This window comes from Cohnella phaseoli, assembly GCF_003386235.1.
Taxonomy (GTDB): domain Bacteria; phylum Bacillota; class Bacilli; order Paenibacillales; family Paenibacillaceae; genus Cohnella; species Cohnella phaseoli.
Genome location: NZ_QRDZ01000040.1, coordinates 54,364 through 79,509 on the forward strand (window position 1 = coordinate 54,364; position 25,146 = coordinate 79,509).

The following is a 25,146-nucleotide window of genomic DNA, read 5'->3' on the forward strand; positions in this document are numbered from 1 at the left end:
GAGTCGAAAGGGTGGAATACAACATGATTCAGTGGTTAAGGAAAAAAAGCCTGGTCGCGAGCTGTTCGCTGGCGCTGTCCGTATTGATGATCGCGGCGGTAAGCATCGTAGCGACTCTGATGTATCAGTCGACGAAGGACGAAGTTTTTCGCAAGTTCAGCCATGTCGGAAACAAGCTTAGAGACGTAGCCCAGGCGGACATCCATATGATTTCGGTTACGGCCGCTGCGATGGCCGAGGGGAAAGAGCCGCCGCAGGATGAAATGGCGATTATGAAACGGCTTCTGAGCGGTACGACGGACGATTATCTGGTTGCGAACGCATACTATCTGCTTCCGGAATACAGGCAGGAGGGAGATAATAAATATTTTCGCTATTTGCAGGCGAGCCAATCGCTGGAATCGATGGATATCGTCGCAGGCAGCGAGTACGAAAACCACGGCAGCTTCAGCCAAGTCTACGAGCAGGCGCTTAAGGGCGAAGCCGGGCTGACGGAGGTATTCGCCGACGAGTACGGGGAATGGCTGACGTACCTGTCGCCGCTAAAGGATGACAGCGGCAAAGTGGTGGCCGTGTACGGTGCGGATTACGACTATCATTCCGTAAGCGAGCGGCTTTCGGCGTTGGTCTGGACCGCGATCTTGATCAGCGCGGCCGCGATTGCTCTGAGCGCGCTGCTAATCTTCCTGCTGCTGCGCCAGGCGTTGCGGCCGCTGCAGGTGATGGCCGCGCGGGCAAAGGAAGCGGCGGAGGGAGATTTGACGGTCAGCGTTCCGGTAACAAGCACGAACGAGGTCGGGCGTGCGAGCAGCTCGTTTAACGAGATGGTAGCCAATTTGCGTCAACTGGCGATCCAGATCAATCGGACATCCAGCGAAGTGTCGAATTCGTCCGGTCATCTGAAGGAAACCGCAGGCCAGACCGAGGCTGCGACCAACGAGATCGCTCAGGCGATCTCCCAGGTGGCCGTAGGAGCGGATACCCAGCTGGCAAGCTCCGGGGAATGCCAACGGGCGATGTCGGAGATGGCCGCCGGCATTCAGAGAATCGCCGAGTCGACGGCAGTCGTCTCCGATTTGGCCGCGGATACGGCCAATCTGGCCACGGATGGCGCGGATGTCATCCAACAGACGGTTAGGCAGATGGGACTGATCGAAGACCATGTGGGTAACGCCGCGAGGGATATGCAGGAGCTGAATCATTCCAGCGAACGGATCGGCTCGATTCTGGCGCACATCGCGGAAGTGGCCAATCAGACGAACCTGCTGGCGCTGAACGCGTCGATCGAGGCCTCGAGAGCGGGCGAGCACGGCAAAGGCTTCGCGGTTGTCGCGCACGAAATCCGCAAGCTGGCCGAGCGTTCCAAGCAATCCTCGGAGGAGATTTCCGATGTGCTGCACGAAATCGGCGAGCGCTCCCAAGCGGTAACGAAATCGCTGAACATCTCCGCGGAACAAGCGCGCGAGGGGACGAAGCTGGCGAACGCTTCCGGCGAGTCGTTCCAAGCGATTCATCATGCGGTGAGGCAGGTATCCGGTCAAGTGGAGGAAGTATCCTCGGCTGCGGAGCAGATGTCCGCGGGCAGCGAGGAGGTAGCCGCTTCGTTGGAGCAGCTGGAGCGAACGGCCCAAGTGTCTGCCTCCAATGCGCAGGAGGTCGCCGCCGCATCCGAGGAGCAGTTGGCATCGGTCGAGGAAGTAGCGAGCGCTTCGCAGCAATTAAGCACTTTGGCCTCCCAGCTTAATGAAGCGGTCACCCGGTTTAAAGTATAAATCGGGCCACATCGGCAAACAGGAGTCCCACTCGTCCTGGATTAGGAGAGTATTCGGTTAGAGTACGGCCGTATTTTCATCCGTCTTGCAACTGGTGTACACTATAGGGAGATGTCATTACAAGGAGGCGCGAATATGGGAGTTTACAGTTTCAGCGCGAATACGATTCAAGGAGAAGAGGTCGGGCTTGACCGTTATCGGGGACAGGTCGCTCTCATTGTCAATACGGCCAGCAAATGCGGATTGACGCCGCAGTACGAAGGGCTGGAGCAGCTTTATCAGAAGTATAAGGATCGCGGCCTGGTTATTCTCGGTTTCCCGTGCAACCAGTTCGGGGCGCAGGAGCCCGGCTCCAACGCGGAAGTCGAGCAGTTCTGCCAAGTGAATTACGGCGTATCGTTCCCTCTCTTCGAGAAAATCGATGTCAACGGAGACGCCAAGCATCCGCTGTATGCTTATCTGACCGAAGAGAAGGCGTTCGAAGGCTTCGATCAGACGCAACCGTCGGGACAGAAGTTCCATGCGATGTTTGCGAACAACATGCCGGACAAGCTGCTGGACAACGAGATCAAATGGAACTTCACCAAGTTTCTAGTCGATCGCGACGGCCAAGTCGTCGCGCGGTTCGAGCCTCCCGTTCTTCCCGAGGAGATCGCGTCGGAAATCGAGAAGCTGCTATAGCTCGCAAGTTTAAGGCTCCCGTCAACGCGGGGGTCTTTTTTTCTTTTATTATTCTTTTATTGGCGTCTGGTATAATCCACGTAAATCAAGTCATTGACGAGAGGACTGGACGCCGGTGCCGAAAACGACCGAAGCCCGCAAAGGAGAGGAGAGCTCCACACGGAGACGATCCCTATCCCGGAGCGACGAGGATTTGCAGGAGCAGAGCGAGACGGAAAGCCAGGAATCGGACAAGTCCGCCATACTGGAAAGGCTGAAGGCGCAAGGAGCGGTTCGCGTATTTCCAGGAATGGGAGGACCGGGCGCGAGCAAGGGAGCGGAGCAACCAAGCGCGGAAGAAGCTCCGGAGATGGAGGAGGAGGCCGAAGAAGCGCCGATGCAGTCTTCCGTTCCCGGGGTGGAGGCTCCGTCGGAAGCGCCGAGCGGGCCCGTAGCCGAGGGGCCGAAGGCCGGCGGAGAGTCGGAGTCGTCGGGCGGAGAGTCGGAGGAGGCCGGAGGAGGCATCGACTCGGCGTTTCATGAGCGTGTTCAGAAAACGACGGACGCGGCCAACAATCCGAAATGGTACGATCTTCCGCAGCATATCCGCAACAAGCGTTACGGCAAATGGGATCTCTCCCAGAGCCGGGATCGGAGCGGCAATCGCGAGCGCGACGTCAATCTCGAAGAGGATGTCCGCACGAATAAGATCGAGAACCGGCTGATGCCGGGCAAATTCGCTGTACGGCAGAAAGCCAAAAATGCGATTAACGACATGGTGCAAAATCCGGGGCAGACCGCAGTCGGCATGATTCCTCTGGCAGGCGCCGCACTGAAGCAGAAAATGGCGGAAAAGTACGATGTGAAGGAACGCGATTTGCTCAGAGGGATCGCGGCGACAACCGGCAACGAGGCGATCAAGGAAAGCTCGGCTTCCCAAGCGCAGGCAGTCGGCACGAAAATAAAGGCCGATCGGGTGAAGGCGGGCATCAGCACGGTTGCGGGAATAGCGGGCAATATTGTGCCTGGGGCGAGCGTGGCGACGAGCGCGGTGAGTACGGCGGCCGGAGTCGTCGGCGATATTGCGACAGGCGACTCGCGGAACCAGGTGCACAAGGCCCGGGCGCGTCAGGAAGCGCGCAGAGATATGGGGAAGAAGGAGTTCTCGGCCTACGACAATATCGATGAATTCATCGGCTTGGAGAAGCAGCGGCATGCCCTCGTCGCGGCGGGGCAAGGCAAAGCGGGCGCGGAAGCGCCGAGCGTCGATAGCGACGAGCAGGTCAAGCGGCTGACCGCGCATGCGCGCGGAGAAACTCAGCATCATAAATTCTACAAGCAGCGCGCCAAGGAAGTGGAGAAGGAGAGAGCCGAGGCGGCCAAGCCGAAAACGGAGGAAGGCGGGATCATGTCTCGCATGAAGCGGCTGTTCGGCCGAACCTAGCGCCGATTGTTCCTGAATACATCTTAGGGCAGGGGGAGCGGCATGGAGCAAGCAGTTGCAACAGCGGAGGCGGCATACGGCGGAGCCGAAAACGGGGCGCCTTTTCGGGACGGAACGGATTATGTCGGAGGATGGCTGGAATGGTTGGATGCCGGAATTTCGCTTATGCTTTACCGGAGAGAGAGGCTGGAAGGGGAGCTCGGCTCTGCTGCTGAGGCGTTCAGTACGGGCGCGGCAATGAGTGCGGGAGCGCGGGATTTTCGTCATCCGACCCGCCGCACGAATGAGGGCGAGCCGCCGTTGGACAAGTTTGAATTGGAGCTGGCGCTTCAATGGGAACGCGCTCGCGAAAGGGCGGAGCGGGGCGAGCTTCTCGGGGAGCGGGATAATGCCTTTTTGCCGCTACCGTATTTGGCTCGTCTGTTCGGACTGACGGAGCTGGAGCAAAGAATTGCCGTCATTTGCCTGGCGGTAGAGGTAGATCGGAAATACGAATCGGCGTTTGCGTTGCTGCAAGGAGAGCGCAGCGCGACGCATCCGAGCCGGGATTTAATTGCGTCGCTTGCCGCGAGCAATGCGGACGAGCGCCGGTTGGCGGCGAGAATTTTGCGGGATGACGGGGTATTAAGCCGGTATTTCCTCCGAGAAGCGGCAGGGACGCGCAAAGGCGGAACGACCATTAACAAATACTGTCGTCTGGATGAACGCATCGTCAGGTTCGCGCTCGATTCGATTACTATGCCGGAAGAATTGGCGCGTTATATGGAAATTGTGTCCCCCTCTGCGGAGACGCCGCCGCTGCTGGGGCACTTCGACATTCAAACGAAGCTGCGCAGCTGGCTGACCCGGCGGATCGAGGAGGATGGATCGAACGGAGCCTCGCAGGTCGTCTCTCTATGGGGAGCCGAAGGCGCGGGGGGGAGGGCGCAAGCCGCCCATATCGGCGTTCACTTTAATGAAGCGCTGCTGTATGTGGATATGGCGAAGCTTCCGGAGACGGACGAAGGCGGGCCGGACGCGCTGGACGCAGTGTTCCGCGAAGCGGCCATTCAACAGGCGATCCCCGTTTTTTACGGCTTTCCCGCTGCGATTGACGGAGAAGCGGAGAAGCGCCGCATGACGGCGCTGCTTGAACGGTTGGCCCGGCTTCCGGGCATCGTTTTCCTGCTGTCGGAGGAACCGTTGCGTTCGCTTGATCGTCGCGGCGTCATCGGCCTAGAGCTGGAAATTCCGGGTCTTCGGGACGAGGAACGGATCGAGGCTTGGCAAACCCTTGCGCTCGCTTACGAGGTGGAGGGCGGCATCGACTGGGAGGCGCTGGCGTCGCGTTTCATTTTCCATCCCGGCCAGATCGAAGGCGCGCTAGCTGCGGCACGGGCTGCGGCACAGTGGAGATTGACCGGCGGAGGCCGGGAGCTCATCGGCTGGGGCGATCTGATCCAGGCCTGCTACAAGCAGCTGAACCACAATCTGGGGGCGAAGTCGAAGCGGTTGTCCCCCAAGCATCGCTGGGCCGACCTTGTGCTCCCCGAGCCCCAGACTCGCAAGCTGCAGCATGCATGCAACCATATCCGCTACAAGCACACGGTGTATGGCTCATGGGGATTTCAGCGCAAGCTCTCCTACGGCACAGGGGTCAGCTTGCTGTTCTCCGGTCCTCCGGGAACGGGCAAGACGATGGCGGCGGAAATCGCGGCCAATGAGCTGGACATGGAAATCTACAAAATCGATCTGTCGCAAATTATTAGCAAATATATCGGAGAGACCGAGAAAAACTTGCGCGAAATTTTCGACGAGGCCCAGTCGAGCTATGCGATTTTATTTTTCGACGAAGCCGATGCGCTGTTTGGCAAACGGTCCGAGGTGAAGGATTCCCACGACAAGAACGCCAATACGGAAGTGGCGTTTCTGCTGCAGAAGATGGAGGAGTATCGGGGCATTTCCATTTTGGCGACAAACTATTTGCAAAATATGGACGAAGCCTTCCTGCGCCGCATCAATTACGTCATTCGTTTTCCGTTTCCGGACGAGCGACAGCGGGAGACGATCTGGAAGAGCATTTTCCCGCAGGAGACGCCGCTTGCTCCCGATCTGGACTGCGGCTTCCTTGGCCGCAAGCTGCAGATGTCGGGCGGAAGCATCAAGAACGTCGCTCTCACCGCGGCATTCCTGGCCAGCGGGAACGGCGAGTCCGTCGGGATGAAACACATTTTCCAGGCGTATCAATATGAGCTGGACAAGACCAATCGCACGATTACGCGGGAGGAGTTGGGCGAATACAGCTACTTCTTCGAAGAGATTCGCAACGGCTAGCTCCGCCCCATGTCGAAAAAACGATTCGGACTGTGGCCTTCGGATGTTATGATGATAGCGGAGGGATTTGAATCCCGAACTGGGGCTGCATTCCGGCCCGGCCGCCAATCATCGCAAGCAAGGGAGCCGTCTTCGTGGATATTAAGCAGTGGATGTCGATCTTTCTGTTCGCCGCCGCGGCGATCATGCTGTTCATCTCATGGCTTGCTTACCGGAAGCGCCATCTGCCCGTCGCCAAAACGGTTTTCTTCATGATGCTGGCAGCGGCTTTCTATGCGTTCGGCTATGGGCTGGAGGTGCTCAGCCGAACTCTGGACGAGTTTAAGCTGTCGTTGCAGATCGAATATTTGGGCATTCCTTTCAGCTCCACGCTGTGGTTGCTTCTCGTTATTCAGTTTGCGGGGATCGCCGCGAAGCGCCGGAAGCAGTTGGCGGTAGCGCTGATGATTATTCCGGCGCTTGTGTTCGGATTTCATTTGACCAACGATTGGCATCACCTCGTATACGAACGTTACATCTTAAATATGGATTCCGAGGTTCCTCTATACACGACGATCAAAGGCTTCTGGTACAAGGTGCACGGCGCCTACAATTACGGCGTAATGCTGTTCGGAATGCTGTTGTTTATCCCGCTTTACTGGCGTTCCCCTTCGCTTATGCGCAAGCAGATCGTCATCCTTGCCTTCGGCGGGGCCGCTCCGATGCTGCTCAATGCGGTGTTCTGGTTCGGCATTCGCGTCGATCTCACCCCGTTCGGCTTTGTCGTATCGGGAATCGTCTACGTATGGGGAATCTATCGTTTTAATCTGCTGCGGCTCATGCCGCTCGCACAGGCGAAGCTGTTCGATACGATTCGCGACGGGGTCGTGCTGATAGACGGAGACGATCGGATTGTAAGCTTTAATCGGGCAGCGGCGTCTGTGATAGGCGAGTTGTCCGGTATTGCCCGCTATCCGGCCGAGACCGCCGTGGCGTTGACCGCGCACCCGGAGCTGCTGGAAAGTATTCGCGGCGCCGGCTCGGGAGAAGCTCAATTTCCGTTTCGCCGAACGGACGGGGAACGAACTCGGTATTATGCCTGCAGCTTAACTCCGATCATGGAAGCGGACGCGCAGCCGATCGGCAAAATTTTAATGCTCAACGATATTACGGAGCTGAAGGAAAATGAGGCGAGACTGCGCGAAAACGCCCGTCAGCTCGCCGAGCTGAACACCTTCAAGGATAAGCTGTTTACCGTCGTTGCGCACGATATCAGGGACCCGATCGCGCTGCTTGTCAGCTTGACCGAGCTTCTGGGCGAGGAGCTGACCGCCGCCGGCCGGGAGCATGCCGAGCTATTTCTCGAATTGAAGGACCAGGTGAACGGCACGTTCCATCTGGTCGAGCAGCTATTGGATTGGTATCGCAGCCAGAAGGGCCAGATTGTGTTTAGTCCGATGAGCTGGAATTTGCAGCAGGTTGTCCGGCAGGCGCTAGCTCTGGCGGGAGCGAAATCGGGAATCAAACGAATTGACTTGACGGAGAGCATTGACGCTCGGCTGGCGGTTCGCGCGGACAAAGAGATGCTGGATTTGATTTTGCGCAACCTGCTTTCCAACGCGATCAAGTATACGGGAATCGGAGGCTCGATCGAAGTCGGCGCCTCGCAGGAGGGAGAAGCGGTTGTCGTATCCGTGCGGGATAACGGAGCGGGCATCGACCCGGATATTTCCGAGCTTCTGCGGCTGGAGGAGCCGTTTTTCAAGCCTCAGGTGCACGGAGACGAATCGCTGAACGCCAGATTTGGGCTTGTTCTGGCGCGAGAATTCGTGCGGATTCACGGCGGACGGCTGTGGTTCGATAGCGTTCCGGGAGAGGGCACGACCTTCTATTTTTCACTGGCCGGCTTTGCAGGCGGTCTAGCCGAATTCGTCGAAGGCGATCGGGAGGGGGAGAGCGGATGAAAGCGATTGTAGTGGACGACGAGCCGACGATGCATCTGATTTTGCGCAAAATGCTGGCCAAGCTACCGGAGGTTCAGGTGGTCGGAGCATTCTCGGATACGAGGTCGGCGAAGGCTTATCTGGAAAAGCACGGGGATATAGGTCTCGCTTTCGTCGATATCTCTATGCCGGGCGAGAGCGGATTGACTTTTGCCGCCGGGATGAACGCTGCGGAGGCCCCGATGCAGATCGTGTTCGTCACGTCCCATAAGGAATATGCGCTGAAAGCCTACGAGCTGTCCGTGCTGGACTACCTGGTAAAGCCGATCACCCAGGAGCGGCTGCAACGAGCGGTTCAGCGGGCGCTTGCGGCGAGTCGGACCTGGGCGCCGGGGCCGGCGATGCCGGCTCCGGCAGCGACGGCGGTCGGTACGGGCAAGACGGTCGTCACAGTGCTTGGCGACGTGGTCGTCAGCAACGAAGCCGGCCGCATCAAATGGATCTCCCGCAAATCCGCGGAGCTGTTCGCCTATCTGCTGCTGCATCCAGGGAGAAGGATTCCGCGCTCGCGGCTGATCTCCGATATTTTCGGAGGCATGGAGCATGAGCAGGCGCTAAAATATTTGAATACATCGATCTATCATCTGCGCAAATCTCTGGAACCGCTCGGTTTGCGCGATACGGTACGTTCCGAGAATGACGGGTACGCGCTCGAATTGCCGTCCGACTCGGCGATCGATTATGTCGAGTTTGCGGCGCAGGCGAGTCGGCTTCAGACGGTCGCGTCCGATAATATCGACCGGGCGCAGCGGATAGAACAAGGCTATACCGGCGATCTGTTCGGAGACAGGGCATACGTATGGGCCGTCCATGAGACGGAACGGTACGCGGAGTTGTACGCCTCGCTCTCCGGAAAGCTTGCCGAAGCCTATCTTCTCATGGGGAACGCGGCGGCCGCGCTTAAGCTGCTCGCGAAGCTGAACCAGCGTAATCCGTTGGACGAATCGGTCATTCGCCGAATGCTGCTGGCGCGCGAGCGGATCGGGGACAAGAACGGTTTGAACGCGCTGTACGCCGACTACGTTCGGCTGCTTGACCGCGAACTGGGCATTCGTCCGCCCGACGATTTGGTTGGCTATTATGAGAGCTTGATCGGATAGGTTGGGGAAGAAGTGATTGGCGAATTGCCGCAAAGAAGCTTAAAACCGGAGACGTCGGGTACAAGACCTGGCACCTCCGGTTTTTTTCATATCTGACTCAATCGCAGTCGGCTACGACAGCTCGACGAGACGGGGAGGGATTTTATGCTTGCGCGGCTCGGTTCCGTTCGCGATGGCATCGACGATCATCTGCGCCGCGATCGTCCCCATCTCGAATGGGGACTGGTCAATATAAGCGCTAGGGGAGACGCAATCCGGATAGAGAAGCGGTTGGTCGCAGCAAATGATGCGAATATGCTTTAAGCCGAGCTTGGCGCAAGCCTTGCCGACGTAACGGGCGAGCAGCGCGTCGACGGCGGCGATCGCGTCGAGCTCTCTGTTGTTGTCCAGAAATTCGATGATTTCCGAAGGAATGTCGTCTGCATTCGAATGCTCGAGTATCGAGGCGGAGACCGAGAGAATTTGGCTGGGAGACAAAGCCTCCTTCCCCTTCTGCGCCAGCGCGTCCTGGAACCCGCTTACCCGATCGCTTACGCCGATCGTATATAAAGGCGGGTAGGTGACGAGTCCGATGGAGCGGGCCTTCCGTTCGATCAGGTAATCGGCCATAAGCGCGCCGATTTCCTTCGTATTGCAATAAACGCCGTTGGTCCGAATGTCGCGCATCGTTCTTTCGACAAGAACGACGGGGTGCTTGTTAAGTACAAGGCGCACGATGTCATCGTTGAAGTGCTGCTCTCCTTGACTGGCAACGATAATGATCCCGTCTACGGGAATATTCAAAAAATCGTGAATAGCCTGCGATTCTTCCTCGCGAGTGGCAATCCTCTTGAATACAAAATGATAGGAAAGCTGGGACAAGGCGGACTCTACTCCGGATATCAAAAGAGAGGAATAGTGGGATTCCATCCAAGGCATGATGAATCCGATCATCCTCTTGTTTTGCTGCACGAGGAGGGGCGCGGTTCGCTGCGGTTCCGTCGGAGTCGAGCTGGGGCTTCTGTCGGAGACGAACGTTCCTTTGCCGCGATGCCTGTAAAGGAAGCCGTCATTTACCAAGCCAAGCATAGCATGCTTTGCCGTTATTCTGCTGACCTGAAACTGCTCGGCGATTTCCCGTTCGGGAGGAATTTGATAGTGCGGCGGCCATTGGCCTTTTTCTATTTGGGCGATAACGTAATCCTGGATTTGCGAGTATAGGGGCTTCTTAGCGTTCATGCTCTGGATTCACTCCGAAATCGTTATTAAAATCGAATCCCGTTTGAATGGGATTTGATGAAAGTATATAACATTTGTATTGATATATCAATAGAGGGTGGCGTGGAGCGATCCAATGAAAATTTCCGAAAACAATTCATTGCGTTGACATATCCAGATTGCCGATGGTAAGCTCTTTTAACTATCCGCTTCAACCAGTGCCGAGACGCCTTCTCTAAATCCCTTAAATTGGACATATTGTTTTATTTTAGACTGCACCAAACTTTCTCCTCTTTATTTATAGATATAACAACAATACTAATATAACTTTAAAATTTAAATAGTGTATTGACATAACCAATTTATCGGTGTTAACCTTGATCTGCAAACGCTTACTAATGGAATGACGGGGTTTTATTGTTCTTTGTTTTCGGAAAATTGGATATAACTTTTGGCGGGAGGTTGGAGAAGCTATGAACGGAAACATCGTGGATTTGTCCTTGGACATCTACCATGCCGCACCGACATTTCCTCTGGATCCGAAATGCGCGGTCATCGTCCATCACACGGTCGACAGTATGGGGTATAACATTTCGCAGCTCGTCATGAGCACCCATCAAGGCACTCACCTGGATGCGCCGTTCCATTTCCTCGACGACGGGAAGACGGTCGAGCAGCTCGATTTGAACAAGTGTATCGGTGATGCGGTGCTCGTCGATTTGTCCCATAAGAAGCCCAAGGAAGCGATCACGATCGAAGACTTCGCTTCCGTGGCCCACCGGATCGGCGAAGGAACCCGGCTTATCTACCGGACGGATTGGTTCAGACAATATCCGCAGAAGCATTACTTCTCCGATTTTCCCTACATGACGATCGAGCTGGCGGAATGGCTGGCGGAACGCAAAATCGCGATGATCGGCATGGACGTTCCGACGCCGAATCCAACCGATTTCGACCCCGTTCACAAAATTTTGCTGAAGGCGGAGATTGTCATCGTGGAAGGGTTGGCGAACTTGGGCGACATTGGGGCGGACGAATTCTTTTTCATGGCGGCTCCCTTGCGGATCAAGGGACGCGACGGTTCGCCGGTAAGAGCGCTGGCGATACGGAAATAGACGGAGGGGAAATATGAGCAACTACTTGGTAGCAGTTACGGATTCCGGATTTCCCGACTTGGAGCAAGAGAAGAATATTTTACAGCCGCTAGGCTTCGCTTTTGCCGAAGGGCAATGCCGGACGGCGAGCGAGGTCGCCGCCCTGTGCCGCTACGCGGACGCCGTGTTGACCCAATGGGCGCCGGTTACGGCGGAAGCGATCGAATCGTTCGAGAAATGCCGGGTGATCGTGAGATACGGCATCGGAGTCGATAATGTCGATCTCGAAGCGGCCAAACGCAAAAATATCCCCGTCGTTAACATTCCCGATTACGCGATCCAGGAAGTGGCCGATCATACGCTTTCCTTGATGCTGGCCATCGTTCGCAAAATTCCTCAAGTCGTGCAACGGGTAAGAGACGGCATATGGGAGATTTCCCCTTGCCGGCCGATTGTCGGCTTGCAGGACAAAACGATCGGGTTGGCCGGATTCGGCAATATTGCAAAAGCGGTGCTGAAGCGGGCGGTGAGTTTCGGTCTTAAAGCAATCGCTTACGATCCGTACGTCGACGAGTCGGCAATGGCCGAATGGGGCGTGGAGAAGGTGGATTGGGAGACGTTGCTCGCTCGCAGCGATTTTTTGTCGGTCCACATGCCGCTTACGCCGGCGACAAAACGGATGTTTAACGAGGAAGCCTTCGGCAAAATGAAGCCGACAAGCTTCTTGGTCAATACCTCCCGCGGAGGAACGGTCGACACCGAAGCTTTGATTGACGCCCTTCGCGACGGCAAGATCGCGGGAGCCGCGGTCGACGTGCTGGAGCAGGAGCCGATCGCTCCCGACAGCCCGCTGCTGAAGATGGACAATTGCCTCGTCACCAGTCATTGCGCCTGGTATTCGGAAAGCTCTCTTCTTCGTTTGCAGGAATATGCGGCGCTCGAAATCAAGAGATTGTTTTCCGGGGAGCGTCTGCTGCACGTGGTGAACGGAGTCGGCAAGATCTAGTGGGAAACGGAACAGAACCGAAGCAGCGGAGGTTGGAAGCGGCAATGAAATCTCTTGTATATTTGGGAGCTAGACAGTTGGCGGTCGAGGAGAGAGACGTTCCGGAACCGAAACCGGACGAGGCGATCCTTCGCGTCGAAGCCGTCGGGATCTGCGGCAGTGAATTGGAAGGGTATTTAGGCCACAGTAGCATTAGAAAACCTCCTCTCGTGATGGGGCACGAATTTTGCGGGTCGATCGTTCATTTGGGGAGTCATGTAAACCAATTCACGATCGGAAGCAAGGTCATCGTGAACCCGCTCGTCTCTTGCGGGACGTGCGACCGCTGCCGGATCGGCAAAGGGAACATATGCCGCAACCGGCAGATCGTCGGAATTCACCGTCCGGGAGCGTTCGCGGAATTCGTCGCCGTGCCCGCCGCGAATCTGTATTCCGTACCCGCGGCAATGGACTCCAACCTGGCCTCCTTGGCGGAGCCGCTTGCGGTATGCATCCATGCGGTCAAGCTGGGGCTGAAGCCTTACGAAAATTTGATGATCTACGGAGCCGGACCGATCGGACTGCTGACGCTGCAAGCGGCGTTGACGATGGGCGCCGACCGCGTGCTGGTCATAGACAGACAACCCGACAGGCTTGCTTTCGCCAAACAGCTCGGCGCCGACACTTCGACGCCGGAGCAATCGGAGGAAGCCTGCGCGAGATTGTTCGGCGCACGCGGAGTGGATACGATCATCGATTGCGTCGGCGTTCAATCCACCCGCGAGGATGCGATCCGGAACGTCAATCCGGGCGGGACGATCGTTGCGGTAGGACTGGGACAGGATCAATCCTTGCTCTCCATGAACCACGTCGTGCGTCAGGAAATCGCGATCGTCGGATCGTACACCTATTCGGACGAAGATTTCGAGCAGGCGGTTAGATTGTTGTCCCAAGGCAAGGTAACCGGTGAGGGCTGGTCGTCGACATGCGGATTGGAGGAAGCGATCGGAGTGTTCGCGGATCTTGCCGACGGCAAGGCCAAGTTCAGCAAATACATCATAAATCTTTCAGAAGGAGCGAGGTAAAATGAGCAGGTTAGCGGGCAAAACGGCTATCGTGACGGGAAGCACCAGAGGGATCGGCAAGGGAATCGCCGTCCGCTACGGCAGAGAAGGAGCGAACGTGATCGTATCGGGCACGAATGCGGAGCTGTGCGAGGAGGTGGCGGAATCGATCCGCCGGGAAGGCGGGTCTGCGATCGGCATCGTGTGCGACGTTTCCGATCTCGATCAGATCAATCGGCTTTACGACAAGACGCTGGAGAAATTCGGCGAGATCAACATCGTCGTGAACAATGCGGGAATCGCCATATTCCAGCCTTTTATCGAAGTCGAGCCAGAGACGGTCAGGAAAATATGGAACGTCAATCTGTTCGGAACATTCTTCAGCGGCCAGCGGGCGGCGAAGGAGATGATTCGGCAGGGCAAAGGCGGAAAAATTATCAATATGTCCTCTATTTCCGAAGAAGTCGGCACTGCCGATTTGACCCAGTACGCCATGACCAAAGGCGGCATTAAAATCATGACCAAGTGCATGGCGCTCGAGCTGGCCCAATACGGAATCAACGTCAACGCGATCGGCGCCGGCGTCATCGATACGGATATCAGCATGGAGGAGTTCTCCAAGCCGGGCATGAGAGAAGAGACGGTTAAGAGAATTCCTTGGGGCCGCATGGGAGAGCCGGAGGATCTGGCCGGCACTGCGGTGTTTCTGGCGCATGAGGATTCGGATTACGTTACCGGGACTACGGTGTACGTCGACGGCGGTTTGCTCGCCATGTAACGCCAAAAAATAAATAGAAATCAGGGAGGGTATTTTCAAGATGTCAAAAGTCATTCGTACTGCGCTGTTCTCATTGTCCGCCGCCGCTTTAGTCGCCGCCACCGCATGTGGAGGCGGCAATAACGCAAGTCCTTCCAGTTCGACCGCGTCGCCGTCCGCAGGCTCCTCCGAACCGGCCGGATCAGCGAACACGGGCAAAAAGGTTACGATATCTCATGCGGTGGGCGGAGACAGCCCGAGCCGCGACGTGTGGATGAAAGCGATCGGCGAAGCGGTCGGCGTCGAGCTCGACATCCAGGTACTGCCGCTGGAGCAAATGGAACAAATCTACAAAGTGAAGGCCGGCACGAACGATCTTCCGGATCTGATCAGCTATCACCCGGGTGCGAGGACGCGAGACGACCTGCAGGCGAAGGACAAACTGATTGACCTGTCGGACATGCCGATTATTCAGAATATATTGGACGACATCAAGCCCTATTACGTAGAACCGGACGGCAAAGTATACGGCGTGCCGGGACAGGCGCTGAAATTTGGGGGAATCGCGTATAACAAGAAAGCGTTTACGGAGGCGGGCGTCAGCATTCCGCAATCGCTCGACGAACTGTTCGCCGTCAGCGAGAAGCTGAAAGCGGCCGGCAAGGTTCCGCTCTACTTGTCGGCGAAGGACTCCTGGACGCTGCAAATTCCTGGACTTGCCGCCTTCTCGTACGACCAACTGCAGAGCCCGGGCATACTGGACAAAATTAATACGAATCAAGCTACGTTCAAGGACGCTGCCCATTTCATCGAAGCGTTCGATACGATGAAGAAGATGGTCGATCAAGGCTACGTGAACAGCGACTACTTGTCGGCTACGTACACGAACGGCTTGCAAGCCATTTCCGAGGGCAAGGCGGGCATGTATCCGGTGCTGACGAGCGCCTTTAGCACCATTCTGGATACGATGCCCGACCTGATCAACGACGTGGGGTTCTTCCCATGGCCGGTCGAAGGCGATAAGACGGTTACCGTATGGCCTCCGATGATCTACGGTATTCCGCAATCGAGCAAAAACGCCGACGCCGTCAAGAAGTACATCGAGTTCTTCGCCTCTTCCGAAGGACAGAAAATTTACTTCGACACGTTGCCGGCAGCCGGCGTACCGGCTTACAAAGGCGTCGAGCTTGACGAATCGAAACTGCTTGATCCGGTAAAAGAAATGATCGAAGTCACCAAAACGGCGAAGCAGTTCGCTACAGTCGACTTCAGCGTCGTCGCCAACATGGGCGCGTTCGGTCAAACGGTACAAGAAATTCTGATGGGCCAGAAATCGGGTGCGGATCTTGCCGCGGAGTTGTCCGACATTCTTGCGAAGAACGCGAAAGCCAAAGGCGCCCCGGGATTCTGATAGACGGCATAACGGATATTGGAGCCCCGTACGGGGCTTCAATATCGGATAGGGGAGATCAGATTGCATAAATTGGAACGCAAAACCTACTCGATTAGCTTCGCTATTCCTTGGCTGCTCATCTACGGCATTTTTTTCGTTTTGCCTACTTTGTTCAGCTTCTACTATGCGTTTACCGACTGGGATCTGACATCCGCGAAGTTTTCCGGGTTCAGCAACTTTGTCGAGATGTTCAACAACCCGGTGTTTTCCACGGCGCTGGCCAATACCGCTATTTTTACGATTCTGTCGATCGTCCTTAAAGTCGGAGTGTCCCTTGCGCTTGCCATGGCTCTGTATCATTGCATCGCCAGCAACTTTTTTCGTACGATCTTCTTCTCCCCTTACGTTCTGAGCTATATCGCGATCGGCGTCCTGTTTACTGCGATCATGCATCCGGAGATCGGCGTGCTGAACAAAGCGCTGCGAGCGATAGGATTGGATTTTTTGGCGCTGAATTGGCTCATCGAGAAAGGTCAGGTCATCTACTCCTTAGTCTTCATCGACGTCTGGAAATCGGCCGGTTTCCACTTGGCGATTTTTATCGCGGCGCTGCAGACTATTCCCTCCGACATGATGGAGTCGGCCTCCATAGACGGTGCGGGACCCTGGAAGAAATTCCGCTATATTACGTTTCCGATGCTTGCGTCGGCGTTTAACGCCAACGTCATTTTCGCGCTTATCGTCGGATTGACGAAATTCGATCTCGTATTCGTAACGACGGGCGGCGGACCGGGTTATTATTCGGAAGTGCTGAAAACATTGGTCTACAAGCAATTCGCCATGGGCCGATACGGCCTGGCTACCGCCGGCGAGTTGATTATATTCGTGATCGTGATCACGCTGACGGTTACAATGAGGAAATTCCTGGACAAGCGGGAGGTTGAGGTCTAATGAAGTCGCGTTCCCTTCCGTATGGACAAATCGCTCTCATTGCCGTGATATCCGCTATGAGCTTGCTGATCCTCGTTCCTTTTTACCTCATCTTCATCAATTCGTTGAAGTCGCCCGCTGAAGCGAGCGAATTGGGCCTTGCCTTCCCTTCAAAGCTGGAATGGAGCAATTATTCCAAAGTGTTCGAAGTCGCCGATCTGCCGCTCGCCTTTACGAACAGCATTGTGCTCACCTTCTCGAGCGTAGCGATCATTCTGATCTCGGCCGCGATGGCCGCATTCGTGATACAGCGAAGAAAAGACGGTTGGAGTGCGGCATTAAACGTATTGGTTATGCTGGGGCTCGTCGTTCCTCCCGCTATCGTTCCGCTATACAAGGTGCTTAGCTTTTTTCATTTGAACGGAACGATCCTCGGCGTCGTCCTGATCAACGTGGCGACTCGTTCGCCGCTCAGCGTATTTCTGGCGAACCAGTTCTTGAAGAGCATTAGTAAAGAGATCGACGAAGCCGCCATCATCGACGGCTGCGGCAAATATAAATTGTTTTTCCGGATCGTTCTTCCGCTAATGGGACCGATCATGGTTACGCTGTTTATCTTTAACTCCACCTTCGTCTGGAACGACTTTATGTACGTGCTCTATTTCTTGTCCAGCGGCAAACAGATGACTCTGCCTCTGACCATGTACTTATTTACCGGACAATTCGGATCGATGTGGAATCTTGTTTTCGCCAACATTCTGATTATCTCGGCTCCGCTTCTGATCATTTACTTTTTCGCGCAACGCTTCATTATTGCCGGCATGACGGCCGGCGCCATCAAAGGCTGACCTAACTGAACAAACCCAACGAACGAGGTGCTCACATGGCATTCCGCCCAGAACGCTTGAGAGTTGAATATTTGGAAAATCCGCTAGGCATGGACGAGTTGCGCCCCCGGCTCGGCTGGACCCTGGAAGCTTCGGGCAGAGGGACCCGTCAAACGGCCTATCGCATTCTTGTCGCGACCGAGTTGTCGCTTCTCGACGCCGAGGAAGGCCATGCCTGGGATACAGGCAAAGTCGCGTCAGAGCAGTCGGAGCACGTGGAGTATGCGGGCGCGGAGCTGCAATCGAGGCAGCGGTATTATTGGAAAGTGAAAATATGGAATCAAAACGACGAATCTTCCGACTGGTCGTACGGGGGCTGGTCGATGGGGCTGCTGAGCCGGGACGAGTGGAAGGGCAAGTGGATCGGCCTGAAATCCGACATCGTGCCGAACAAAGAGATTCAGAAGCCCTCGGTCTATTTGCGCAAGACTTTCAACGTCTCCAAACCGGTCAAACGCGCGACGATGCATGCTACGGCGCTCGGCTTGTACGTGTGCCATATTAATGGAAGAAAAGTCGGCGAGTATGTCTTCTCTCCGGAATTTACCGATTACAATACCCGGGTCTATTATCAGACTTTCGACGTGACCGGAATACTCCGGCAAGGCGGCAACGGCATAGGGCTGACGCTGGGCCAAGGCTGGTATGCCGGTTACGTCGGGCTGTACGATTTTCAGAAATACGGTACCGATCCTTTTGCCCTGATGCAGCTGAATGTCGAGTACGAAGACGGGAGCTCGTCGTACGTGGCGACGGACGAAAGCTGGAAGGCTTCCTTTGGTCCGATCGTTTCCTCCGACCTGATCATGGGCGAAGTGTACGACGCAAGACTCGAGTTGCCGGGTTGGAACGAATTCGGATACGAGGCGACCGGCTGGCTGGACCCGAGCGTCAATTTCGACTACAAAGGCTATTTGAACGCGCAGTGCGGTCCTGACATCAAAGTGACGATGAACGTTAAGCCGCAAAAAATAACGCGGGTCGCGCCTCGCAAATATATCGTCGACATGGGCCAAAACATGGTTGGCCGAGTGATCGCGAAGCTTCCGGCGAACGCTGAATGGGGCGACCGGATGACGATACGCCACGGCGAAGTGCTCACTCGCGAAGGCGAGCTGTATACGGACAATCTTCGCAACACGAAACAGCTCGATGTCTATATCGCAAACGGCTCGGGAGATGAGACGTACGCGCCGACCTTCACCTTTCACGGCTTCCGGTTCGTCGAGTTCGACGGGTATCCCGGGGAGTTGACGGAAGAATGTCTGGTCGGCGAGGTGATACACTCCGCGATGGACGTCACGGGCCAGATCGAGACTTCGGACGAGATGGTGAATCGCCTGTTCAGCAACATTTTTTGGACGCAGCGCGGTAATTTCCTCAGCGTACCTACGGATTGCCCGCAGCGCGACGAGAGAGCGGGCTGGATGGGAGATGCGCAAATCTATTCTTTTACGGCCAGTTTTAATATGGAGGTCGCCTCGTTTTTCAAAAAGTGGATGATCGACGTCGAGGATGCGCAGAAACCGACGGGGGCGTTTACAGACGTCTCGCCGCATTTGCCGTATTCGACGATCTCGGCCTATCCGCTCGTCGGTTCTTCGGGATGGGCGGACGCCGGGGTCGTGATTCCGTGGAACATGTATTGGATCTACGGAGACAAGCGCATACTCGAGCGGCATTACGAGGCCATGAGCCGTTGGATTCGCTATAACCGGATGTTGTACCCGCGTCATATCCGGTGGAACAAACCGCAATACGGGGACTGGCTGTCCATTCCCGCGGCCGATCAGACCGACGAGCAGCACGGCACCACTCGTTACAGCGCGTTCTCGACGACGCCGTTTGAAGTGTTCGGAACCGCTTATTATGCTTATGTCGCCGGCATGATGCGGGATATCGCGGGCGTTCTCGGCAAGTTGGAGGACGAGCGTCAATACGCCGAGCTGCACGAAGAGATCAGAGCGACGTTTAACCGGGAGTTCGTCGGCGAAGATGCGCGCATCAGCGGGAATACGCAGACGGCTTACGCCATGGCGCTGTTTATGGATCTGCTTCCGGAGGACAAGCGCGAGCAAGCGGCCCGGCATCTGGTCAGCCGCATCGAGATCGAGGATTGGCACATTACGACCGGCATCCATGGCATCCGCTTCTTGCTCCCTGTGCTGTCCGAGTACGGTTATGACGACGTTGCTTATCGTCTGCTGCAACAGGATACTTATCCGTCCTGGATGTACACGATCCATGAAGGCGCCACGACGATCTGGGAGCGTTGGGACGGATGGACGGAGGAGAAGGGATTCCAGAATACGTTAATGAATTCCTTTAACCACTACGCGTTAGGCTCGGTCGGGGAATGGATGTATCGCTATATGGGAGGCATCCATCCAGCGGAGCCGGGATACAAGAAAATCGTCATCCAGCCGAGAATCAACGAGCGTCTTCGCAAGGCCGACGTTCACTATCGCTGCATCAAAGGGTTGATCGAGTCCGCCTGGGAAGTGACCGATCGGGGCGAATTGGAAATGTGCGTGACAATCCCGCCCAACGCTTCCGGAGAGGTCGTCATTCCGTTGAAATTCGGAGCGACGGTTACGGAAAGCGGCGTGCCCGCCGAACAGGCGGATGGCGTTGCTCTCCTGAGACGGGACGAAGAAAACGCGGCCTATCTATGCCAGCCGGGCACTTACCGCTTTACAGTCTCGACCTGACGGGAGACTCGAAGCTTGAAATTTTGGTATGGCCAATAGGATCAGAATTGGAATACGGGGGACTTGGGACTATGAAACTGGTAACTTTCGTTAGAAACGGAAGACAGCAGCTTGGCGTGAAGGTGGATGCGGGCGTTGTCGATGTGGCAAGAGTCGGATTGACAAGCGATATTATGGAAGTGATAGAGGGCGGCGCAGCCAAAATGGCGGAGCTGGAGCGGGCGATCGGGGAGTTGGAGCTGTCGGCTTCCTCCGAATTTGTACTGGACGAATCGTCCTTGGAGTGGGGACCCTGCGTCACACGCCCGAACAAAATCATTTGCGTCGGTCTGAATTACCGCAAGCATGCCGAAGAGACGAACGCGGCGATTCCGGAGTATCCGATTTTGTTCAACAAGTTCAACAACACGCTGACCGGGCATTTGCGTCCGATCGCCGTGCCCGAGGTCACTCGGAAGCTGGACTACGAAGCCGAACTGGCCGTCGTAATCGGCAAGAAAGCGAAAAACGTAGCTAAAGAAAAGGCGCTTGATTACGTATTCGGCTATGCTTGCGTGAACGATTTGTCCGCGCGCGATCTGCAGCTTCGCACGCAGCAGTGGCTGCTCGGCAAAACATGCGACGACTTCAGTCCGCTAGGTCCGTATTTGGTCACGGCGGACGAGGTCGGTAACCCGAACGATTTGGCGATCCGCGCGATCGTGAACGGAGAGGTGCGCCAAAGCTCCAATACGTCGGACATGATCTTCCCTGTCGACGAGATCGTCAGCTACATTTCCCGGCATATGACGCTGGTTCCCGGGGATGTGATTTTGACGGGCACGCCGGAGGGCGTTGTGCTCGGACTGCCACCGGAGCGGCAAGTGTACTTGCAGCCGGGCGACGAAGCGACGATCGAGATCGACAAGCTGGGCTCGCTGACAAACCGTTTTGTCGCCGAACGTCCGCACTAATCCGAATACCAATAAAAGCGACCCGCCGACGAGCGAAAAACTCGTGGACGGGTTGTTTCTATAAGGAAGGTTTAAGCCTCCATCTTCTGAGCGCTGTACAGCTTGTGGTAACGTCCCCGCAAGGCAAGCAGTTCGTCGTGCGAACCGGACTCGGCGACGCCTTTGTCGGAGATGTACATAATGCGGTCGCAGTTTTTGACGGTAGAGAGACGGTGCGCGATAATGAACGACGTTCGGCCCTTGAGCAGTTCGTTCAGCCCTTGCTGCAGCAAACGTTCCGTTCGGGCGTCGATGGATGAAGTCGCCTCGTCCAAAATCAGAATGCGCGGATTGGCCAGCAGCGTTCTGGCGAACGAGATCAACTGGCGCTGCCCCTGGGACAGCTTCGAGCCGCGCTCGTTGACCTCCGTCATGTAGCCTCTCTCGAACTCGCGAATAAAATCGTCGGCGCGCACCGTTTTGGCGGCTGCGATCACTTCCTCCTCGGTAGCGTCGAGCTTGCCGTAACGGATATTGTCCATAATCGTACCGGAGAAAATAAAGCTGTCCTGCAGCATGATGCCCATCTGGCTGCGCAGCGATTGCAGCGTCGCCTCCGCGATATCTTGACCGTCGACGAGAATCCGGCCTCCCGTTACATTATAGAAGCGGGAGATCAGGTTGACGACCGTCGTCTTGCCCGCGCCCGTCGGGCCGACGAGGGCGACGCTCTCGCCGGGCTTAATATCGAAGCTCAGATGCTCCAAAATATTATGTCCCGGTTCATAGGCGAAGGTCACGTCGTCAAATGTAACTCGACCTTGCAGCGTCGGCAGCTCGAGCGCATCGGGAACGTCGGTTACGGTTACCGGCTCGTCAAGCGTCTCGAAAATACGTTCCAAATAGGCGATGGCGTTGATAAAGCTGTTATACAGGTTGGAAAGGTTGAGAATCGGCTGCCAGAAGCGCGCCGCATAGCCGCTCATGGCGAGAATGACGCCGAAGGTAATCTCGGCCGGCCCCATCCACAGCAGTCCCACGAAGAAAAGCGCCGTCGTAACGATCGTCGTCAGGTTGTCCACCGTGAACGGAACGAGAAAGTTCAAATACATCGCCTTCATCCACGTTTGGCGGGCATTGGCGGCCAGTCGGGTGAACAGCCCTTCGTTGCGTTCTTCGCGGGTGAAGATTTGCGTGACGCGAATGCCGCTGATACTCTCCTGCATATAAGCGTTCAGGTTGGAGCTTTTGTTGGATACCGCCTGCCAGGCCCGGCGCTGTTTGGTCTTGATCAGCAGCATAATGCCGAGGAAGATCGGCAGCCCGCCGAGAATGATCAGCGACAGCCGCGCGTCCACCGCGAACATGAAGGCGGCGATGAACAACAGGTTCATAATTTCGAGTATAAAGTTGATAATCCCGTTGGACAGCACATCCGACACGGCATTGACGTAGTTGACGACGCGGATGAGAATTTTGCCCTGCGGCCGGTCGTCGTAATACTGGAAAGGAAGCTTCTGCAAGTGCTTAAACAGATCGTGGCGAATCTCGAAAATAATGTCTTGGCCGACGCGCGTCATAATGCGCGAACGAATGGTGGCCAGGATGACGCTGAAGACGATGGTGGCGAAAATAAGCGCCGACCAGCCAACCAGGCCCGTCTTGTCCTTAGCGGGAATCGTGACGTCGACGACGTGCTGCATAATAAGCGGCGCGGAGAGCCCGATGCCGGCCGATAGCGCACTCAGGACGAAAGCGATGATCATCGGCTTCTTCTGCCGTTTGATATAGACGAGCGCACGTCGGAAATGCCGTATATTAAACGGCGATTCCAGCTCTTCGTCGATGTCGAATTTATTTCTGGCCATTCGCTGTCGCCTGCCTTCCGATGCCTTCGTTCTGCAGCATGAATACCTCGTAATAATAGCCCCGCTTGGTCAGCAGCTCGGCATGGGTGCCTTCTTCGATCACGCGGCCGTTATCCAGAATGAGAATACGGTCGGCCTGCGCCGTGGTGGATACCCGCTGCGCGATGATGATTTTCGTACAGGAATAATCCAGTTCTCGCAAGCTTTGCTGAATGTGTTCCTCCGTCTCCAAATCCACCGCCGAAGTCGTATCGTCAAGAATCAGAATCGGCGGCTGCACGGCCATCGCCCGCGCCAGGGCGATACGCTGCTTCTGTCCGCCCGATAGGCCGACGCCGCGTTCCCCGACGATCGTATTGTAGCCTTCCGGCATTTTGCGAATGAAGTTGTGAGCGGCCGCCAATTCGGCAAACTTCACGACTTCATCCTCCGGCATCTCCGGATTGCCGAAGGCGATATTGCCGTCGATCGTGTCGGAGAACAGCAGGACGTCCTGAGTCGCTACTCCGATATTGCCGCGCAGCTCATCCAGCTCCAGCTCGCGTACATCGGTACCGTCGACAAGCACGCGCCCTTTCGCAACGTCGTAGAAGCGGGGGATCAGATTGATCAACGTCGTTTTGCCCGAACCGGTGGCGCCCATAATGGCGATCGTCTCGCCGGGCTCGACAGAGAAGCTGATATTTTCCAAAACCATCGCATTGTCGTACTTGAAGCTCACCTGATCGAATTGAATTCGCCCCGTGTAACGCCGCTTCGCGTCTCCTTTATGCTCGTTGACGATTTTCGGATGCGCATAGTACACCTCGACGATTTTGCTCAAGCTTGCGAAGAAGCGCTGAATATCGTTAATGATGATACCGATGTTGCGCATTGGGTTGGACAAGCCCCAGATCAGCGCGGAGAAGGCGGAGAACTCCCCGAAGGTGATGCGCCCGTCCATGACGAACAATCCGCCGGCGATCATCAGAATCACGGTGAAGCCTTGGGCCAACGTCTCCAGATACGGAAAGTAATCGAGCCACACCATGGCCGCGGCTTTGTTCGCTTTGGCGAAGTTGATGTTTTTCTCGTTGAATTTCTCGACCTCGTACTCTTCTCTGGCGAACGCTTTAACGACGCGATTGCCTGCAATGTTCTCCTGAGTCATCGTATTCAGCTGCGACAAACGCTCCCTGAGATCGGTGTACATGGGGCGAACGCGTCTGGCGAACAGAAAGGTCACGATAAAAATCGGAGGGGACAGCAGCAGCATCCACCAGGTCAGCGCCGCGTCGATGTAAAAGAAATAGGCGACTGCGGCCACAAACACCGTTAACGACTCGATGATCGTCTTGAAAATCCAGGACATCGTATGCCGGACCATATCCAGGTCGCCCGTCATTTTGGTCATGAGGTCGCCTGTGCGATTGTGGTCGTAATAGTGCATGTCCTGGCCTTGAATTTTGTTGTACAGAAAAATGCGGATGCGGTAGAGCATGTTCTGCGAAGCGCGCTCGTACATCAGAGTCGTGAAGTAAGCCAGTCCCGTACGGAGAAGGGAAAAGCCGATCATGCCCAGGCACAGCCCGATGAGCAGCGCCCGCTCGTCGGTCAGCTTCTGAGCCGCGTCTGCGCCCGTAATGAACGTATCGACGATGAGCTGGCCGATGTACGGGTTCACGATCGTGAGCGAGGAGCCGACGACCGAGAACAATAAAGCGAGTACGTACCGTACCCGATCTCCTTTCAAATTTTGCCATAGCCACTTTAGCTGAAACATTCCATCACCGGCTTTTATTTGTTGTAGGTGTCGGAGCGCCGAGGACGGGCTCCCGATTTGCGCAAACTATGGAGATTATATCACGCTTGGCAATAAAGCTATCGGAGACAAATCGGGTGAAAAGCGGATAAGAGCGCCAAATTGAACGAAGACGCGACTCGGGGACGATGCATTCTTAGTTTTTCGCGAATCGCTTCGTATTTGCTTCCGTTTACGCCGACCCGTCGCATTATGAATCGCAACGGCGAAGGCGGTGCTCTCCGATTTCCGTCATTCTTCTGTCATTGGCGAGCGT

At 55.8% G+C, this 25,146-nt stretch carries 18 protein-coding genes; 15 read left to right on the forward strand and 3 right to left on the reverse strand.

Annotated features, from left to right (window positions below):
* Positions 1-23 precede the first annotated feature (23 nt).
* From DFP98_RS33585 to DFP98_RS33610, 6 genes are all read left to right on the forward strand, one after another.
* On the forward strand, positions 24-1,772 hold the full coding sequence (locus tag DFP98_RS33585; protein WP_116065002.1) for a methyl-accepting chemotaxis protein: 1,749 nt from the start codon (positions 24-26) through the stop codon (positions 1,770-1,772).
* 135 nt (positions 1,773-1,907) lie between these two features.
* The gene (locus tag DFP98_RS33590; protein ID WP_116065003.1) at positions 1,908-2,453 is read left to right on the forward strand and encodes a glutathione peroxidase; all 546 of its coding nucleotides are present in this window, start codon (positions 1,908-1,910) and stop codon (positions 2,451-2,453) included.
* Between the two features lie 115 nt (positions 2,454-2,568).
* Complete coding sequence (locus tag DFP98_RS33595) at positions 2,569-3,876, forward strand: hypothetical protein (RefSeq protein ID WP_116065004.1); 1,308 nt, start codon at positions 2,569-2,571, stop codon at positions 3,874-3,876.
* A 42-nt stretch (positions 3,877-3,918) separates the two neighbouring features.
* A complete protein-coding gene (locus DFP98_RS33600; RefSeq protein ID WP_116065005.1) occupies positions 3,919-6,189 on the forward strand; it encodes an ATP-binding protein in 2,271 nt (756 codons plus the stop codon).
* A 134-nt stretch (positions 6,190-6,323) separates the two neighbouring features.
* A complete protein-coding gene (locus DFP98_RS33605) occupies positions 6,324-8,132 on the forward strand; it encodes a sensor histidine kinase (protein WP_116065006.1) in 1,809 nt (602 codons plus the stop codon).
* Positions 8,129-9,271 carry a response regulator gene (locus DFP98_RS33610; RefSeq protein ID WP_116065007.1) on the forward strand — a complete coding sequence of 381 codons (1,143 nt, stop codon included), beginning with the start codon at positions 8,129-8,131 and terminating at the stop codon, positions 9,269-9,271. Before DFP98_RS33605 ends, DFP98_RS33610 begins: the two co-directional genes overlap by 4 nt.
* Before the next feature lie 111 nt (positions 9,272-9,382).
* Here the strand turns inward: DFP98_RS33610 and DFP98_RS33615 are convergent, their stop codons facing one another.
* A complete protein-coding gene (locus DFP98_RS33615; RefSeq protein ID WP_116065008.1) occupies positions 9,383-10,489 on the reverse strand; it encodes a GntR family transcriptional regulator in 1,107 nt (368 codons plus the stop codon).
* A gap of 452 nt (positions 10,490-10,941) precedes the next feature.
* On the opposite strand from DFP98_RS33615, the gene DFP98_RS33620 reads away from it, so the two are divergent.
* The 9 genes from DFP98_RS33620 to DFP98_RS33660 all read left to right on the forward strand — a co-directional run bounded on the left by DFP98_RS33620 (position 10,942) and on the right by DFP98_RS33660 (position 21,242).
* Positions 10,942-11,583 (forward strand): cyclase family protein, encoded by a 642-nt coding sequence (locus DFP98_RS33620; protein ID WP_116065009.1) that lies wholly within the window; start codon positions 10,942-10,944, stop codon positions 11,581-11,583.
* 13 nt (positions 11,584-11,596) lie between these two features.
* Positions 11,597-12,568: a C-terminal binding protein gene (locus DFP98_RS33625; RefSeq protein ID WP_116065010.1), complete on the forward strand. Its 972-nt coding sequence runs from the start codon at positions 11,597-11,599 to the stop codon at positions 12,566-12,568.
* 44 nt (positions 12,569-12,612) lie between these two features.
* Entirely contained in the window at positions 12,613-13,632 is a 1,020-nt protein-coding gene (locus DFP98_RS33630; protein WP_116065011.1) for a zinc-dependent alcohol dehydrogenase, read from the forward strand.
* 1 nt (position 13,633) lies between these two features.
* On the forward strand, positions 13,634-14,389 hold the full coding sequence (locus DFP98_RS33635; RefSeq protein WP_116065012.1) for an SDR family NAD(P)-dependent oxidoreductase: 756 nt from the start codon (positions 13,634-13,636) through the stop codon (positions 14,387-14,389).
* Between the two features lie 40 nt (positions 14,390-14,429).
* Positions 14,430-15,779 carry an ABC transporter substrate-binding protein gene (locus DFP98_RS33640; protein ID WP_116065013.1) on the forward strand — a complete coding sequence of 450 codons (1,350 nt, stop codon included), beginning with the start codon at positions 14,430-14,432 and terminating at the stop codon, positions 15,777-15,779.
* 63 nt (positions 15,780-15,842) lie between these two features.
* The gene (locus DFP98_RS33645; protein WP_116065014.1) at positions 15,843-16,712 is read left to right on the forward strand and encodes a carbohydrate ABC transporter permease; all 870 of its coding nucleotides are present in this window, start codon (positions 15,843-15,845) and stop codon (positions 16,710-16,712) included.
* Positions 16,712-17,539 (forward strand): carbohydrate ABC transporter permease, encoded by an 828-nt coding sequence (locus DFP98_RS33650; RefSeq protein WP_116065015.1) that lies wholly within the window; start codon positions 16,712-16,714, stop codon positions 17,537-17,539. The genes DFP98_RS33645 and DFP98_RS33650 overlap by 1 nt, the downstream gene beginning before the upstream one ends.
* A 35-nt stretch (positions 17,540-17,574) precedes the next feature.
* Positions 17,575-20,289 carry an alpha-L-rhamnosidase gene (locus DFP98_RS33655; RefSeq protein ID WP_116065016.1) on the forward strand — a complete coding sequence of 905 codons (2,715 nt, stop codon included), beginning with the start codon at positions 17,575-17,577 and terminating at the stop codon, positions 20,287-20,289.
* A 71-nt stretch (positions 20,290-20,360) separates the two neighbouring features.
* Positions 20,361-21,242 carry a fumarylacetoacetate hydrolase family protein gene (locus DFP98_RS33660; RefSeq protein ID WP_116065017.1) on the forward strand — a complete coding sequence of 294 codons (882 nt, stop codon included), beginning with the start codon at positions 20,361-20,363 and terminating at the stop codon, positions 21,240-21,242.
* A 71-nt stretch (positions 21,243-21,313) separates the two neighbouring features.
* Here the strand turns inward: DFP98_RS33660 and DFP98_RS33665 are convergent, their stop codons facing one another.
* Positions 21,314-23,089: an ABC transporter ATP-binding protein gene (locus DFP98_RS33665; RefSeq protein WP_116065018.1), complete on the reverse strand. Its 1,776-nt coding sequence runs from the start codon at positions 23,087-23,089 to the stop codon at positions 21,314-21,316.
* Positions 23,076-24,851 (reverse strand): ABC transporter ATP-binding protein, encoded by a 1,776-nt coding sequence (locus tag DFP98_RS33670; RefSeq protein ID WP_116065019.1) that lies wholly within the window; start codon positions 24,849-24,851, stop codon positions 23,076-23,078. The genes DFP98_RS33665 and DFP98_RS33670 overlap by 14 nt, the downstream gene beginning before the upstream one ends.
* Positions 24,852-25,146 lie beyond the last annotated feature (295 nt).